This is a genomic window from Pseudomonas graminis, assembly GCF_004364335.1.
Taxonomy (GTDB): Bacteria; Pseudomonadota; Gammaproteobacteria; order Pseudomonadales; family Pseudomonadaceae; genus Aquipseudomonas; species Aquipseudomonas graminis_D.
Map to the genome: position 1 here is coordinate 421,756 of NZ_SOCR01000004.1, position 16,861 is coordinate 438,616.

11 protein-coding genes are annotated in these 16,861 nt (G+C 60.3%); 8 read left to right on the forward strand and 3 right to left on the reverse strand.

Translation table 11 applies throughout. From position 1 onward, the window contains the following. Window positions 1-38: 38 nt before the first annotated feature. Complete coding sequence (phhA, locus tag EC919_RS09540) at window positions 39-827, reverse strand: phenylalanine 4-monooxygenase (protein WP_133773328.1); 789 nt, start codon at window positions 825-827, stop codon at window positions 39-41. A 269-nt stretch (window positions 828-1,096) separates the two neighbouring features. Between phhA and EC919_RS09545 the strand changes: the two genes are divergently transcribed. Then, window positions 1,097-2,662, forward strand: coding sequence for a sigma-54-dependent transcriptional regulator (locus EC919_RS09545; protein WP_133773329.1), 1,566 nt, complete (start codon window positions 1,097-1,099; stop codon window positions 2,660-2,662). Window positions 2,663-2,755: 93 nt separating this feature from the next. On the opposite strand, the gene EC919_RS09550 is transcribed toward EC919_RS09545, so the two are convergent. Both EC919_RS09550 and EC919_RS09555 read right to left on the reverse strand, forming a co-directional pair. Then, the gene (locus EC919_RS09550) at window positions 2,756-7,267 is read right to left on the reverse strand and encodes a deaminase domain-containing protein (protein ID WP_133773331.1); all 4,512 of its coding nucleotides are present in this window, start codon (window positions 7,265-7,267) and stop codon (window positions 2,756-2,758) included. 197 nt (window positions 7,268-7,464) lie between these two features. Further along, window positions 7,465-7,731 carry a DUF2790 domain-containing protein gene (locus EC919_RS09555; protein ID WP_133773333.1) on the reverse strand — a complete coding sequence of 89 codons (267 nt, stop codon included), beginning with the start codon at window positions 7,729-7,731 and terminating at the stop codon, window positions 7,465-7,467. Window positions 7,732-8,181: 450 nt separating this feature from the next. Here EC919_RS09555 and acs point away from each other — a divergent pair, with 450 nt between their 5' ends. The 7 genes from acs (at window position 8,182) to argR (ending at window position 16,701) form a co-directional block, all read left to right on the forward strand. After that, window positions 8,182-10,137: an acetate--CoA ligase gene (acs, locus tag EC919_RS09560; RefSeq protein WP_133773335.1), complete on the forward strand. Its 1,956-nt coding sequence runs from the start codon at window positions 8,182-8,184 to the stop codon at window positions 10,135-10,137. A gap of 1,278 nt (window positions 10,138-11,415) precedes the next feature. Then, the gene (locus EC919_RS09570; protein ID WP_133773339.1) at window positions 11,416-12,192 is read left to right on the forward strand and encodes an ABC transporter substrate-binding protein; all 777 of its coding nucleotides are present in this window, start codon (window positions 11,416-11,418) and stop codon (window positions 12,190-12,192) included. A gap of 91 nt (window positions 12,193-12,283) precedes the next feature. Continuing rightward, a complete protein-coding gene (locus EC919_RS09575; RefSeq protein ID WP_133773341.1) occupies window positions 12,284-12,973 on the forward strand; it encodes an ABC transporter permease in 690 nt (229 codons plus the stop codon). After that, window positions 12,970-13,668, forward strand: a complete 699-nt coding sequence (locus tag EC919_RS09580; RefSeq protein WP_133773343.1) for an ABC transporter permease — start codon at window positions 12,970-12,972, stop codon at window positions 13,666-13,668. The genes EC919_RS09575 and EC919_RS09580 overlap by 4 nt, the downstream gene beginning before the upstream one ends. 1 nt (window position 13,669) lies before the next feature. Then, the gene (locus EC919_RS09585) at window positions 13,670-14,782 is read left to right on the forward strand and encodes a succinylglutamate desuccinylase/aspartoacylase family protein (protein ID WP_133773345.1); all 1,113 of its coding nucleotides are present in this window, start codon (window positions 13,670-13,672) and stop codon (window positions 14,780-14,782) included. Window positions 14,783-14,803: 21 nt separating this feature from the next. Then, window positions 14,804-15,568, forward strand: coding sequence for an ABC transporter ATP-binding protein (locus EC919_RS09590; RefSeq protein ID WP_108121445.1), 765 nt, complete (start codon window positions 14,804-14,806; stop codon window positions 15,566-15,568). A gap of 149 nt (window positions 15,569-15,717) precedes the next feature. Next, entirely contained in the window at window positions 15,718-16,701 is a 984-nt protein-coding gene (gene argR / locus EC919_RS09595) for a transcriptional regulator ArgR (protein ID WP_133773347.1), read from the forward strand. The last annotated feature ends 160 nt before the right edge of the window (window positions 16,702-16,861 follow it).

The window sequence follows — 16,861 nt, forward strand, 5'->3', positions numbered from 1 at the left end:
TGGTCGGGTTCGGGCTGCTTGGTCAGGCAGCATTTGTTTCAGGCGGCTTTCGTTTTAGCGGGAAACTTGGCCGCGTGCAGTCCCCGTTCAGCCGCTGTGCGGGCCATGCCCATGATGTCTTCATGGGCAAGATCGAACAGACGCTTGAGGTCCGGCAGCACAAAATACACCGGCTGCAGAATGTCGATGCGATAGGGCGTGCGCATGGCTTCAATGGGGTCGAAGGGCTGATGTTCAGGGGTTGATGACACGCTGTAAACGGTTTCCTTGGGCGAGGAGAGGATGCCGCCGCCGTAAATCTTGCGCCCCTGGGGCGTGTCGACCAGGCCGAATTCGATGGTCATCCAGTAGAGGCGGGCAAGGTACACGCGCTGCTCTTTGCTGGCTGCCAGACCGAGCTTGCCGTAGGTGTGGGTAAATTCTGCGAACCAGGGGTTGGTCAGTAACGGGCAGTGTCCGAAAACCTCGTGAAAGATGTCGGGCTCTTGCAGGTAGTCGAGTTCTTCTTCGCTGCGAATGAACGTGGCCACCGGAAATCGTTTGCTCGCCAGCAACTCGAAGAAGGTTTGAAAGGGGATCAGCGCCGGCACGCGCTCGACTTGCCAACCCGTGGTGGCGCCCAGCACACGGTTGATTTCGCCGAGTTGCGGAATACGGTCGTGGGGCAGGGCGAGCTGCTCGATGCCGTCCAGGTACTCCTGACACGCACGGCCTTCGATCACCTTGAGCTGTCGGGTAATCAGGGTGTTCCAGATGCTGTGCTCGGCGTCGGAGTAATCGATGAATCCGGTGGCGTCCGGCTCGCGGGCGACGTACTGCGTACTCATGGGGCTCTCCTGATGGTTTGTTCTTATATGGAGCGGCGATATAGGGGTAAATCCGATTGAGCCATTGATAGCTGGTTTGACGCCCGTGTAGTGCAGGGTTAGCACTCGATCTGCGCCCTTATGTCCGCTTATTCGTAAAGAAATCGTGACGATTAGTCTTGCTTGAGCGAATACTGCACCTTGGACGCATCATCCAGCCCTTGCGCTGTAACGTATTCTTGACGGTAAACTCCAGCGAATCCTAAATCGCTGCTACCCGCGAGCGTCCCATGCGCATCAAAGTCCATTGTCAGAACCGCGTCGGCATCCTGCGTGACATCCTCGAGCTGCTGGTGGCCTATGGCGTCAACGTTTCCGGCGGCGAAGTGGGCGGTGAACATGGCGATGCCATTTACCTGCGTTGCCCGAACCTGATCAATCTGCAGTTCCAGGCGCTGGTGCCGAAATTCGAGACCATCGCCGGGGTGTTCGGCGTCAAGCGTGTGGGATTGATGCCCAGCGAGCGTCGGCATATGGAGCTCAATGCCTTGCTGGGTGCTCTTGAATTCCCCGTGCTGTCCATCGACATGGGCGGCTCCATCGTGGCGGCCAACCGCGCTGCGGCGCAGTTGCTGGGCGTGCGGGTCGATGAGGTGCCGGGCATCCCGCTGTCCCGTTACGCCGAAGATTTCGACCTGCCGCAACTGGTGCGCGCCAATCGCTCGCGCATCAACGGCCTGCGCGTGAAAGTGAAGGGCGACATCTTTCTGGCTGACATCGCGCCCCTGCAGTCCGAGCACGAAGACAGCGAGGCCATGGCCGGCGCGGTGCTGACACTGCACCGCGCCGACCGGGTGGGCGAGCACATCTACAACGTGCGCAAGCAGGAGCTTCGCGGCTTCGACAGCATTTTTCAGAGCTCGAAGGTGATGGCGGCGGTGGTTCGGGAGGCCCGGCGCATGGCCCCGCTGGACGCGCCGTTGCTGATCGAAGGCGAAACCGGCACCGGCAAGGAATTGCTGGCGCGGGCCTGTCACCTGGCCAGCCCCCGCGGCCAGTCGCCGATGATGGCGCTCAACTGCGCGGGGTTCTCCGAATCCATGGCCGAGACCGAGCTGTTCGGCTATGGCCCGGGCGCGTTCGAAGGTGCGCGTGCCGAAGGCAAACTGGGGCTGCTGGAACTGACCTCGGGCGGCACGCTGTTTCTCGATGGGGTCGCGGAAATTAGCACGCGGTTGCAGGCGAAACTGCTGCGCTATCTGCAGGAGGGCTGCTTTCGACGGGTAGGCAGCGACGAAGAGGTGTATCTGGACGTGCGGATCATCTGCGCGACGCAAGTGGACTTGTCGGAGCTCTGCGCTCGGGGTGAATTCCGCCAGGATCTCTACCACCGGCTTAACGTGTTGTCGCTGCACATTCCGCCCCTACGCGACTGCCTGGACGGTCTCGCCCCGCTGGTCGAGCACTTCCTCGATCAGGCCAGCCGGCAAATCGGCTGTGCGCTTCCGAAAATCGGTCCCGAGGTGCTGGACCGGCTGCGCCACTACCACTGGCCTGGCAACGTGCGGCAGTTGGAGAACGTACTGTTTCAGGCGGTTTCGTTGTGCGAGGGCGGGCGGATCAAGGCGCAGCACATCCGCTTTCCCGAATACGGCGAGCGTCAGCCACTGGGCGGCTTTTCGCTGGACGGGAGTCTGCAAGACATCGTCGGGCGCTTCGAAAAAGCGCTGCTCGAGCGGCTCCATGAAGAGCACCCGAGCAGCCGCCTGCTGGGCAAGCGCCTTGGCGTTTCCCACACCACAATCGCCAACAAATTGCGCCAGTACGGTCTGGGTCCGAAACCCGATCTACCGTAGGCGCGAATTCATCCGTCAGAGCCGGATTTACTCCCGAGTCACCTTCGCGACCGATGATGCCTCGCGGTTAAACCCGTTCCTGAAGCTCGGCCCTCAGCTTGGCGGGGTGTAGGGCAGAATGTAACTGATGGAAAAGTCTGCCTGTGGGTAGTCCAGTTTCAGGCGTGGCAGCACGAATCCTCCGCAGGAATCGCAGGTGTCCATCAGCGTGAAGAAATGGATCCTGGTCACAGCCGGTCCCGCCGGGATGTCTTGCTTGAACGCTGTTGCAATCAGACGTTCAGCATCGAGGTAGCGGTCATGCTCGCGAATCTTGAGTTTTTGTGCAGTGCGCAGGACCGGCAAACTGGTGAATGCCGGACTGGGCGGCTGGCTGCTCATGCGCTCCCGTGCATCGATAAACGTCGTGGAACTGTTTTCACCGGTTTCGGGGACGCGCAGCGTCAGTTTCCTGGCCCGCTTGCCCCCCGCCAGTGCGTAGTAGACGTGACGCCTGCGATCCGACGTTTCGGCCAGCAGAAACGCCAGATTGGTCGTGTTCAGGTGTCTGCGGATATTTTCGCCCGTCGTCTCCAGGCCAATCTCGGCAGCGGATACCGGGATCCAGTCATGTTTGGACGCGGACGCTGGCAATAATGAATTGAGCACGCCTGCAACATGCAGACGCGTCAGTGCGTCCGCTTCCCCAAGGGGTTTGAAGTTGGCGAGGATGCTTTTGGTCAGCCTGACGAAATTTTCCAGCGCCGTCGCCTGCGTGAGAATGTTTCGCGCGTGGTTTTCCATGATCGCTCGGTAGGGGCGATAGATGCGTTGCATGTCGACGTCGGGGCTTTCCAGTTCAAACAGCATGCGGGCGATGTTATGCACGTCCTGAACAAGGGTGCGTCGGCCCGCTCCCAGACGGTAACTCTCGCTGTATGTCAGGTAGGCGTTGATATCCGCGTCGGATGTCATGCGCTCAAACGTCAATTGCGCAGCCTCCGGCAGCTCCCTGGCTTTGTAAAACTGCCCCGTGTCGGCTTCGACGGCGATATACGGTCCGTCCTCAAGCGTCAGCCTTACCGCGCGCAGTTCACGCTGGTCGTTGACCGTCCTGCAGATTGAATCCAGCTGCACGACCGGCAGCTCGTGGTTTATACCTACGCGCCAGCTGTACTCGAGGTCATCCGGCAGCCCTAGGCTCTGGTCCTTCATCAATCTGCCCTGGACGGAGGGCCGGTAGTGCAGCGGTAGGGTGATACCCAAGTGAAGGGCGTCGTCAGGGGAAATAGGGGCAAGTGTTTTGCGCACCGTCATCTGTACGTTCCGTGCGCCTTGCCCCGGTGACGTTTCGTCGACCCAGGCGCTGACCTTGCCGTCGTCTACCAGCAGGTGAGTTCTTTGCGCAGAGGCCTGTCCGCGTATCGGCGTAAACCGTAATACAGGTCTGAACCGGCGGGTCATGAACGCATGACTCGCCTGTTCGCCAAGCGTGAATGGCTCAAGCGCCGGGTCGATTGGCCGACGCGTGGTGGAGACCAGAACCACTGCGCCGGAACAGCTGGCCTGCATCGGGCTGCGACGAGTCACGCAGTGAGAGGACGCCTCCTCCAGTCGGCCAAGCCTTGCGGCGGGTGATTCCAGTTCCAGTTTTCGTAGCATGCCGGATGGCGCGTTATCGTCGAAGCGGTAGCTGACGTCATCGATGATCAGGTCAGTGACGGATTGACCCCGGCGCGCCAAACGGATGTTTCGTTCACCTGTTACCGACAGATCGTAGCCATGGCCGTCCACTTCGTTCAGGTGCACGGCGCCGGGAAACTGGCCTGGCAGCAAGTGCTTCTGGGTGGTGGTAAACACCGGTGCTTCATCCGTCCATGCAGCCGGGTCGCGGATCAGCAGAGGGCCATAGGGTTTTTGATCGTGGGGATTGCACCAGCGGTAGTCCGGGGTTTGCTCGGTAGCGATGTTTCGTATCAGCACCTGGTCGACGTTATCCACTTTCGCCAGCATCAATGCTGAGTCAGCCGTCTCCTGCGTGTTGGAGATGCGCTGGAACATGCCGCCACGTTGACTGAAATTGCCCATGACGACGGTGGCACGGCCGGCATGCACCCGGCTCTCGAAGCGCGTGCGTGCGGCGTCCTGTCCGGCAAACCACTCGGCGTTTTGCCGGCGGGGGCTGGCTGGCGAAGGAAGACGAGGCGAGCCGATGCGCGCTTTATTCCCCAGCTTGATTAAAGGTTTGAGGGCGCGTCCGGCGATGGCGATGACTCTGCTGGCCTCTGTAGTGCCGTCGGCCACATCGGCGACGCAGGAGACGCCGTCGCCACCGGTCGTGACGTCAAAGCATCCGACGATGGGGATCACCGACTTGATCAGCTTCCAGGCATACATCGCATCCGAGGTCGACTCGCGGTGGCGTTTCCAGGTTTCCTGGCGGGTCGCGCCTTTGCAGGCTTCGCGCAATTCCTGGCTGTGGTGCAGGACAATCTGGTCGACGAAGCCCTGCACCAGATGGGTCTGGTTATCGGCGCCGGGACGACGGGTCAGCGGAACCACTGTTGACAGGCTGGACTTTTCATAGGGCAGGGGAACGCCGTTGTAGCGCTCATGATCGGGACTGACCAGCAGGTTCAGCGCTTCGGCGGCCAGATTTGAATCGTCAAGCTGCATCACCCGGCTGGCCTCGACGACGGTGCACTCGAACCCAAAGCGCTCGGGGAACAACTCGTACACCCAGTGCTGCCCTTCATGGACGACATGCACCAGGCCGCCGTGCCCGCCTCGGCAATCCTGCCAGTCACCGGCAGGACTGCTGTCGATCGAAGGCACTGCGCCCGTGATCCGGCCGACGTATTGGCGCCACACCGCTGCGTAACAGACGATATGTGCGTTTAGCAGACGGTTGCGATGAAGCGTCGGCAGGTCGTCCAGAAACAGCGTCATCAGGTGCGTGTAGGTCTGTCTCGCCTCTATCAAATAGCGATCAAATGCCCGGTTGAACTGCAGCGTGGCATCGGGAAGGGCGGGCGCCGGAGGACGTGCAGGCCGATACGCCGCGCCGTTATCCAGGTACGCCTCAAGTTCGGTGGTGATGTCAGGGCCAGACGTGTTCGCTGCATCGGGGTCGATGCCCGCTTCTATCAGCAGTCGTCGCGCATCATTGAGGCGATCGGGGGGATTGTTGAGTGCCTGTCGATCACACGCGGACTCGAAGTACCGGGTCATGCGAGCGATTTCGTCGGCAGAGTAGCGAGGTTGCTCGACGATGTGGTTGTCGTACAGATTCCACACGATCATGGCGTCAATTCGGGTCGTTGCGATGTGCAGCCTTTCCTCTATTGTCGTGGCCTCGGCCGCCAGTTGCGCGGGCAGCGCTTCCCACTCTGCGAACGTCCGGGATCCTGGGGCTGCGCGGTCCAGTGTCATGGCATGGCGAAGATTGGCCCAGCGCAGGTCGGGTTGGTAACGAAAATCGTCGGGCGCATCGGTCAGCAGCAGTTCCGGGGCAAAGCGCGTCGCCAGTAACTGCATGATGATCTGCGCGTCGGCGTACCGGCATCCCAGGGCGCTGCGCAGACTGTTGATCAGATTGATGCGAATGTCGTACAGCGAACCGCCGGCGTTGTCCTCGGCGAACAGGTGGAAATCGAGCAAGTAGCCGATGCGCCTTTGTTGGATCGGGTAAATGCAGTCGATCAGCGCCTGGACCGCCAGTTGCCGCGCCATTGAAGTCGAAGCGAGATGCCTGTCCTCAGGGTTGTACCATTCGAGCGCTCCTACCAGACGGTTCTGCAAGGCGGCAAACGGCGCGCAGTTCAACAGTGCATCCAGTGCAATATCGACAGGGTGGGTCAAGGTCGCACCGGGAAAAAACGCCGTTCTGTCGTCTCTGCCCGGAGTCAGGTCGGCGCCTGCTTCGATTTCCTGGGCGCTGGCAGGGCGAAATTGACCGCTGCTCATGCTGAGCAGGTCCATGGGCAGCAGGTTCAAGAGCTTGATGCAAAGGGAGTCCCCAGGTTGATCAACCAAGAGGTGACTGACCAGTGGGTTCAGATCTTGATAACCGTGCAGGTCGAGGGGCGGGGGTAAAGGCGTTGTCTCGGGTGTCGGCACGCCAAGGCCCAAGTCGTCATACAGCAGGAATGCCGCTGCCCACAGAGCACCGACACGGCGCAGTGGCGGCAACGATCTCCACAATCGATCGGCCAGGGAAAACGTTTTGTAGGCGCAAGCGCTTTGGCGAATCTCGCTGAGCGCAGCATCCAGTGTGTCCGGTCGTTCGTGCTCAATGGCCAGGCGACACACCGTCTGGAAAAACGTCACTCGGGTTTTCGTGTCAATGGCGGTGTTTTCATCGCCGTCGTACAGCATGCCGCTGATATAGCGTTCCACTTTGGCGGAGCCGAGTGCGCGGTGTATCAGCGCCAGGTAATCACTGTCGCGCAGCGTCTTCTCAACAATCGCATCAGCCGCCAGGTATTCTTTGAATAGATCACCCAACGATACGGCGATGGATTGGGGGCCGGTAATCTCGTTGACCCGCACTATGTCCTCAGCCTTGAGGCCTTGAAGTCTCGGGTGAATCAATGCGGATGTTTCGCGATGGGGGCGGGAACTCATAATGTGCACTTCCTGATTAACTATCGAACGTTCAGCTCCCAGTGATGACTGGCAACCGTTCCCAGGACACGTTCGTTATTTCAAGCAGTGCGTGGTATTACATAGTTATTGAAAGCAATATTTTAAAGGCGCAGACAAGATAACGTTCACCGCCTCGTGATGAGAGTCCGCGAGACGGTGAATGTCGGGGGCGCCGGTCAGCCGTTGCTGCAGCCGTTACCCATGACCTGATACTCAAGCACGTGGCGTTTGCCCTGCGAGTCTTCGTAGGTCATGTGCTGCGGGACGACCTGGCAGACGTTCGGCACTTCATCCACCGAAATGACCTTCGCGATATCCAGCTTGGTGGAGTAGGTGTACTCCTCGACACGCTGTTGTTGGGCGGCCACTTTAGCGCCGGATTCTTCTGCCATTGCCATGGCGCTGAAACCACAAAGAGCCATTACAACCAGTGCAGCTTTCATTACTGAGTTCCTCTAAGTTGCTTCATTAACACTGCGGCGCAGAAAGTGCGGTCGGCAGGGTGCACAGAACCCTTGTGGAGCTCTGGGTGAAGCGAATATTTACCGGGTGGGTTTAATTGATTGAAAGTCCAGCGTGGGGGGCTGTTGTTTATCAATCATTTGCCGTGTTGGCGGAACGGATTCTAAGCCCCTGTCTGGAATTCATATAGAAACCATTTTGATAAAGTCTATTGAGCAAAACTGCAACAATCGCCGTTATCAGATTGTTGGCAGGCGCTCGATGGGTTCTTTAGTCGTAGCCGGGACATGAAGATTTGCCTGAAACCGGGCACTTCACCTGCATTCGGCGCTATGCTCGGGGTCGGTAAGACCATCGTCGAATGGCCTTCGCAGCCATCGGCGGATACAACAGGGTCATAAAACAACAACATTTCCACCGAGGTAAGAAAGATGAGTGCGGCTTCCCTGTACCCCGTCCGCCCTGAAGTGGCAGCCAACACGCTGACTGACGAGGCGACCTACAAGGCGATGTACCAGCAGTCGGTGGTCAATCCCGATGGCTTCTGGCGCGAGCAAGCTCAGCGCCTTGACTGGATCAAGCCATTCACCACCGTCAAACAGACCTCCTTCGACGACCACCGCGTCGATATCAAGTGGTTCGCCGACGGCACCCTGAACGTTTCCTACAACTGCCTCGACCGCCATCTGGCCGAGCGTGGTGATTCGATCGCGATCATCTGGGAAGGCGATGATCCTTCCGAGAGTCGCAACATTACCTACCGCGAACTGCACGAAGAAGTCTGCAAGTTCGCCAACGCGCTGCGCGGGCAGGATGTCCATCGCGGCGACGTCGTCACCATCTATATGCCGATGATCCCCGAAGCCGTGGTTGCCATGCTGGCCTGCGCGCGTATCGGTGCGATTCACTCGGTGGTGTTCGGCGGTTTCTCGCCTGAAGCACTGGCCGGTCGCATCATCGACTGCAAATCGAAGGTGGTGATCACCGCGGACGAAGGTCTGCGTGGCGGCAAGAAAACCCCGATGAAGGCCAACGTCGACCGTGCGCTGACCAACCCGGAAACGGCCAGCGTACAGAAAGTGATCGTGGCCAGACGCACCGGCGGCGAGATCGAGTGGAACCGCCATCGCGACATCTGGTACCACTCGTTGCTGGACGTGGCTTCAAGCACCTGCGCGCCGAAAGAAATGGGCGCCGAAGAGTCGCTGTTCATCCTCTACACCTCGGGCTCCACCGGCAAGCCGAAGGGCGTGTTGCACACCACAGCGGGTTATCTGCTGTACGCCGCGCTGACCCACGAGCGCGTATTCGACTACCGTCCGGGCGAGGTGTACTGGTGCACCGCCGATGTCGGCTGGGTCACCGGCCACAGCTATATCGTCTACGGCCCGCTGGCCAATGGCGCCACCACGCTGTTGTTCGAAGGCGTGCCGAACTACCCGGACATCACCCGCGTGTCGAAAATCGTCGACAAGCACAAGGTCAACATTCTCTACACCGCACCGACCGCCATTCGCGCCATGATGGCCGAGGGCACCAAAGCCGTAGAGGGCGCCGATGGTTCGAGCCTGCGCCTGTTGGGTTCGGTCGGCGAGCCGATCAACCCGGAAGCCTGGAACTGGTACTACAACACCGTCGGCAACAAGAATTGCCCGATTGTGGACACCTGGTGGCAGACCGAAACCGGCGGCATTCTGATCAGCCCACTGCCGGGCGCCATTGCCTTGAAGCCGGGTTCGGCGACGCGTCCGTTCTTCGGCGTGATCCCGGCCCTTGTGGATAACCTGGGCAACCTCATCGAAGGCGCGGCGGAAGGCAATCTGGTGATCCTCGATTCGTGGCCGGGTCAGTCGCGCAGCCTGTACGGCGATCACGACCGTTTCGTCGACACCTACTTCAAGACCTTCCGCGGCATGTATTTCACCGGCGACGGTGCTCGTCGCGACGAAGACGGTTACTACTGGATCACCGGCCGCGTCGATGACGTGCTCAACGTGTCCGGCCACCGCATGGGCACCGCCGAGATCGAGAGCGCGATGGTGGCTCACCCGAAAGTCGCCGAAGCGGCCGTGGTGGGCGTGCCTCACGATCTTAAAGGGCAGGGCATCTACGTCTACGTCACGCTCAATGGCGGTGAAGTGCCGGATGAAGCGTTGCGCATTGAATTGCGCAACTGGGTGCGCAAGGAGATCGGTCCGATCGCCTCGCCGGATGTGATTCAGTGGGCACCGGGCCTGCCGAAGACCCGTTCCGGGAAGATCATGCGCCGCATCCTGCGCAAGATCGCCACCGGGGAGTACGACGCGCTGGGCGATATCTCCACGCTGGCCGACCCGAGTGTGGTTGCGCATCTGGTGGAAACCCACAAGACCATGACTGCGGCCTGACGGACACGTTTCGGCGAGCGATTTGACAATCGTTAAGATCAAGAGCGTCCGCCTAATGGCGGACGTTTCGCCTTCGGCGAGTTACTTTTAAAAAGCACTAAAAGTAACTAAAAGTGCCTGCTCTCGGTTGGGCCCTTCCTTCGTCAGGGTTCCTTCACCCCGGTCCCGCTCCGTGGGCCCGCTGCCATCCGCCATCCATGGCGGGGGGCAGCTCTCGCCGCATCCATGCGGCTCGGCCCACTCCGCGAGACCTCCGTTCAGCCTGCACCCAAGTCGCTTTTTGCGGTGTCTGGACTATCGCGTAGAAGATCAAGAGCAACAGCTTCCCGGCTAAAGCCAGTCCTACAAAACCACGCGTACACACTGTGGGACCGGCTTTAGCCGGGAAGGGGCCAGTGGGTTCACCATCAATTTTGCGGCGTACATAACGACGCCTTCCCGGCTAAAGCCGGTCCTACAGTCGGAGCCAGTCTCACTGGACGCACGCGATGCTTTTGCAGGACCGGCTTCAGCCGGCAAGCCTCTGATCTGCCTTTGATCTTGATCTTCAAACACAAGAAGCTCAGACGACACCTATCGCGACTTGGGTGCAGGCCGAACGCAGACGACGCGCAGTGGGCCGAGCCGCATGGATGCGGCGAGAGCGCCGTTGCGGACATGGATGTCCGTTCGGCGCGGGCCCACGGAGCGTCGTCGGAGTGAGGGGACCCCGAGGAACGAGGGGCCCAACCAGGAGCAGGCACCCTTGGTTACTTGGGGTGCTTTTCCAAGTAACTCGCCGAAGGCGAAACAGTCTGCCCTCAGGCAGACGCTCTTGATCTCAAGCCGTTAGGCGTCCACGAGAATCGGGAAATATCGATTTGTTACCGCACACCCGCCCCGGTAACCTCCCGCGCTCCAGTGGGGCATTTCCACCCGAAAAGAAAGCATCTCATCGCCCTGAATCAACCCGCTCCAACGCTGGACTTGCCGGATCATAAGGCTTTGCCAATAATGGGCGCGTTATTTGCTTCGTTGATAGGTTTGCCAACTCTGGCACTTGCATAAAGCTTTTTGGATGTCAATTGGCCTGATCGCGATTTCATGCGCTTCTGTAACTAGTTGTCGCATTGAAGAAATATCGACTTTCAGCCTGCCGCTAAAATGCCGACCACTCGCCGAAGGCTTGTCGGGTCCAGAGACCCGCCGGCACCTCGCGTCGCAATTTCTGATTCCTCCTGTTCAATGAGCGCTTCGCTCACTGCCATTTGTCGCGTTATACCGATGGAGTTCCAAGAAATGAAAAAGCTCATGCTGCTGGGTGCGCTGGCACTGTCCGTATTGGCACAGCCCGTATTCGCCGATGAAAAGCCCATGAAGATCGGCATCGAAGCGGCATACCCTCCGTTTGCCTCCAAGGCCCCGGACGGCAGCATCGTCGGCTTCGACTACGACATCGGCAACGCCCTGTGCGAAGAGATGAAGGTCAAGTGCGTATGGGTCGAACAGGAATTCGACGGCCTGATCCCGGCGCTGAAAGTGCGCAAGATCGACGCCATCCTGTCCTCGATGTCCATCACCGAAGACCGCAAGAAGTCCGTCGACTTCACCAACAAGTACTACAACACCCCGGCCCGTCTGGTCATGAAGCAGGGCACCGTCGTCAGCGACAGCATGACCGAACTCAAGGGCAAGAACATCGGCGTGCAGCGTGGCTCGATCCACGAGCGTTTCGCCCGCGAAGTCCTGGCCCCGCTGGGTGCTGAAATCAAGCCGTACAGCTCGCAGAACGAGGTCTACCTGGACATCGGCGCCGGTCGTCTCGATGGCACCGTGGCTGACGCCACCCTGCTGCAGGACGGCTTCCTGAACACCGAATCCGGCAAAGGCTACGCGTTCGTCGGCCCGGCCTTCACCGACGTCAACTACTTCGGCGACGGCGTCGGCATCGCCGTGCGCAAAGGCGACAAGGCTGATCTGGACAAGCTCAACGCCGCCATCGCGGCCATTCGTGCCAACGGCAAATACAAAGCCATTCAAGACAAGTACTTCGACTTCGACATCTACGGCAAGTAACGTGGTTTGAAGCCGTCAATGGCGCAAGCAGCCGGTCACCGTACCGACTGATTGCGCCATTTTTCTATCCCGCGCTTGAGGGCCAAACAACATGTTGAAAGGTTACGGAGCCGTCATCCTCGACGGTGCATGGCTGACCTTGCAGCTCGCTCTGTGCTCCATGGCGCTGGCGATCGTGCTCGGCCTGATCGGCGTGGCATTGCGGCTGTCGCCGGTGCGCTGGCTGGCCTGGCTGGGCGATCTGTATTCCACCGTGATCCGCGGCATTCCCGATCTGGTGCTGATTCTGCTGATTTTCTACGGCGGTCAGGACCTGCTCAACCGCGTTGCGCCGTTGCTCGGTCACGACGATTACATCGACCTGAATCCGCTGCTGGCCGGTATCGGCACGCTGGGTTTCATTTTTGGGGCGTACCTGTCGGAGACCTTCCGCGGCGCGTTCATGGCCATCCCCAAAGGACAGGCCGAAGCGGGCATGGCCTACGGCATGAGCAGTGGCCGGGTGTTCTTCCGCATTCTGGTGCCGCAGATGATTCGTCTGGCGATCCCCGGCTTCACCAATAACTGGTTGGTGCTGACCAAGGCCACCGCGCTGATTTCCGTGGTCGGTCTGCAGGACATGATGTTCAAGGCCAAGCAGGCGGCCGATGCCACCCGCGAACCCTTCACTTTCTTTCTCGCAGTCGCGGCCATGTACCTGGTGATCACCAGTGTCTCGCTGCTGGTACTGCGCTACATCGAAAAACGTTACTCGGCCGGCGTAAGGGTGGCAGACCTATGATTTTCGATTACAACGTCGTCTGGGAAAGCCTGCCGCTGTACTTCGGCGGCTTGCTGATTACCCTAAAACTGCTCGCGCTGTCGCTGTTCTTCGGCCTGCTCGCCGCACTGCCGCTGGGCTTGATGCGCGTGTCGAAAATCGCCTGGGTCAATCTGCTGGCGTGGAGCTACACCTACGTCATTCGCGGCACGCCGATGCTGGTGCAGCTGTTCCTCATTTACTACGGGCTGGCGCAGTTCGAGGCGGTGCGTGAAAGCATTCTGTGGCCGTGGCTGTCGAGTGCGACCTTCTGCGCGTGCCTGGCCTTCGCCATCAACACCAGCGCCTACACCGCTGAAATCATTGCCGGCAGCCTGAAGTCCACGCCGCCGGGCGAGATCGAGGCGGCGCGTGCGATCGGCATGTCGAAAGCCAAGATGTACCGCCGGATTCTGCTGCCATCGGCCCTGCGCCGGGCGCTGCCGCAGTACAGCAACGAGGTGATCATGATGCTGCAGACCACCAGTCTGGCGTCGATTGTCACGTTGATGGACATCACCGGTGCCGCGCGCGCGGTGAACGCGCAGTTCTATCTGCCGTTCGAGGCTTACATCACCGCCGGTGTTTTCTACCTGTGCCTGACGTTCATTCTGGTGAAACTGTTCAAGCTGGCCGAGCGCCGCTGGCTCAGTTACCTCGCCCCGAGGAAGCACTGATATGCAGCGCATTGATCACCACCTGCCGTGGGGCAACCTTGGCACCCAGCGCACCTTGAGTGTGTTCCGTTTCGGTCAGGGCGGGCGCAAGGCCTACATTCAGGCCAGCCTGCATGCCGACGAGCTGCCGGGCATGCGCACCGCCTGGGAATTGAAGAAACGCCTGACGCAGCTTGAAGAACAGGGCCTGCTCAACGGCGTCATCGAGCTGGTGCCGGTCGCCAACCCGATCGGGCTGGGCCAGTTGCTGCAGGGCAATCACCAGGGCCGTTTCGAGTACGGCAGCGGCAAGAACTTCAATCGCGATTTCACCGAGCTGAGCGAGCCGGTCGCCCAGGCGCTGGCGGGCAAGCTCGGTGATGACCCCCACGCCAACGTCAAACTGATTCGTCAGGCCATGGTCGATGTACTTGAGCAATTGCCACCTGCCGGCAGCGAGCTGGCCGGCATGCAGCGCGTCTTGCTCACTCATGCCTGCAACGCCGATGTCGTGCTGGACCTGCATTGCGACACCGACGCGTCGCTGCACATGTACGCCTTGCCCCAGCACTGGCCGCAATGGCGTTCGCTGTCGGCGCATCTGGGGGTGACCGTTGCGCTGCTGGCCGAAGATTCCGGCGGCAGCTCGTTCGACGAAGCCTGTTCGCTGCCGTGGTTGCGCTTGTCCAAGCAGTTCCCGGACGCGCAGATCCCGCTGGCGTGCCTGGCGACCACTCTGGAACTGGGCGGCCAGACCAACACCGGCAAGGCTGAAGCCGAGGCGTACGCCGAAGGCATTCTGGCGTTTCTCGCCGAGCAGGGCCTGATCAGTGGCGAGTGGCCGCAGCCCATCCATGAAGCCTGCGAGGGCATGCCGTTCGAAGGCACTGAAATGATTTATGCGCCCCATCCCGGCGTGCTGACGTTTTTGCGGCGGGCGGGGGCGTGGGTCGAACCCGGTGAACCGCTGTTCGAGGTCATCGACCCGTTGACCGATCGCGCCACCACCGTCTGTGCCGGAACCGCCGGCGTGCTCTTCGCCATCGAAAAATTGCGTTACGCCCAGCCGGGTTTCTGGATGGCCAAAGTGGCCGGCCGCACGCCGTTGCGCAGCGGCCGCCTGCTCAGTGACTGATTACTTGTGAGAACCGACATCATGAACAAACTGGAAGTCCAGGACCTGCACAAGTGCTACGGCAGTCACGAAGTGCTCAAGGGCGTTTCGCTGACCGCCAAAGCCGGCGATGTCATCAGCATCATCGGCTCCAGCGGTTCGGGTAAAAGTACCTTTCTGCGCTGCATCAATTTGCTGGAGCAGCCGAAATCCGGCCGCATCCTGCTCAACAACGAAGAGCTCAAACTGGTCTCCAACAAAAACGGCGGCCTCAAGGCGGCTGACCCGAAACAGCTGCAGCGCATGCGTTCGCGACTGTCGATGGTGTTTCAGCACTTCAACCTGTGGTCGCACATGACCGCGATGGAAAACATCATCGAAGCGCCGGTGCACGTCTTGGGCGTGCCGAAGAAAGAAGCGCTGGAAAAGGCCGAACATTATCTGAACAAGGTCGGCGTCTATCACCGCAAGGACGCTTACCCAGGGCATATGTCCGGCGGCGAACAGCAGCGGGTGGCGATTGCCCGGGCGCTGGCGGTGGAGCCGGAAGTCATGCTGTTTGACGAGCCGACGTCCGCCCTGGACCCGGAGCTGGTCGGCGATGTGTTGAAGGTCATGCAGGCGCTGGCCCAGGAAGGCCGGACCATGGTGGTGGTGACCCACGAAATGGGCTTCGCCCGTGAAGTGTCGAATCAGCTGATCTTCCTGCACAAGGGCCTGGTCGAGGAAAGCGGCAACCCCCGGGAAGTGCTGGTCAATCCGAAATCCGAGCGTTTGCAGCAGTTCCTCTCCGGCAGTTTGAAGTAATCAGCCCGCCACGTGAGAGCGGTGCGTTTTGCTTCAGAACGGTTCATGCTGCGCGTCATTCAGACCGCAGCCATTGACTGACGTTTACAGAATCCCATCGCATGCCAGGCGTGCGACCCCTTTTAGCGACACGTTTCGGATTGCACGCCATGACTGCCCATCGAATCGGATTTCTCATCTGGCCCGGCACCAAAGCCTTGACCCTGGCGCTGGCGGAGGAAGCCCTGCGTGTTGCTCAGCGCGTTCACCCCGAAGTGGTTTACGAACTGTCGTTTCTGCAGGCCGAACCGCCCGTTGACGCTGCCGGTTGGCAGCTGCCGGGCGAGCCGTGGGTCGGTCGTCTGGAAGGGTTTCAGAAGCTGTTTCTGCTGGCCGACGAGCCGCCGCTGCCGATGTCTTCAGCCCTCGGTGGCGCGCTCAAACAACTGGTCCGCGCCGGTTGCGTGATCGGTGGGTTGTCGGCGGGCGTCTATCCGCTGGCGCAGCTGGGTTTGCTCGACGGTTACCGCGCGGCGGTGCACTGGCGCTGGCAGGACGATTTCGCCGAGCGCTTCCCCAAGGTCATCGCCACCAGTCATTTGTTCGATTGGGACCGCGATCGCCTGACGGCCTGCGGCGGCATGTCGGTGCTGGATCTGTTGCTGGCGGTGCTGGCCCGTGATCATGGCGCCGAGCTGGCCGGCGCGGTGTCGGAAGAACTGGTGGTGGAGCGCATTCGTGAAGGCGGCGAGCGCCAGCGGATACCGCTGCAGAACCGTCTTGGTTCCAGCCACCCGAAGCTGACCCAGGCGGTGCTGTTGATGGAAGCCAACATCGAAGAGCCGCTGACGACCGACGAAATCGCCCAGCACGTGTGCGTGTCGCGCCGTCAGCTGGAGCGCATCTTCAAACAGTACCTCAATCGCGTGCCGAGCCAGTATTACCTCGAACTGCGCCTGAACAAGGCCCGGCAGATGCTCATGCAGACGAGCAAATCGATCATTCAGATCGGGCTGTCCTGCGGGTTTTCTTCGGGGCCGCACTTCTCCAGCGCCTACCGCAACTTCTTCGGCGCCACCCCTCGCGAAGACCGCAATCAGCGCCGCAGCAGCAGCCCGTTCGAATTGTCCTCGGTGCCCGCCGAGCGCGGGTGAATCCGCTTCGCGACCTTCATCTGTAAAGGCACGCTTGCCCGCGAAGGCGTTAGTTCACCCACTGCATTTTTATCGCCTGATCAATCTTTCGCGGGCAAGCGCGCTCCTACAGGTCTGCAGTGTTTAAACTGCGCCTTTGTGACGCAATTTGTCGCATTGC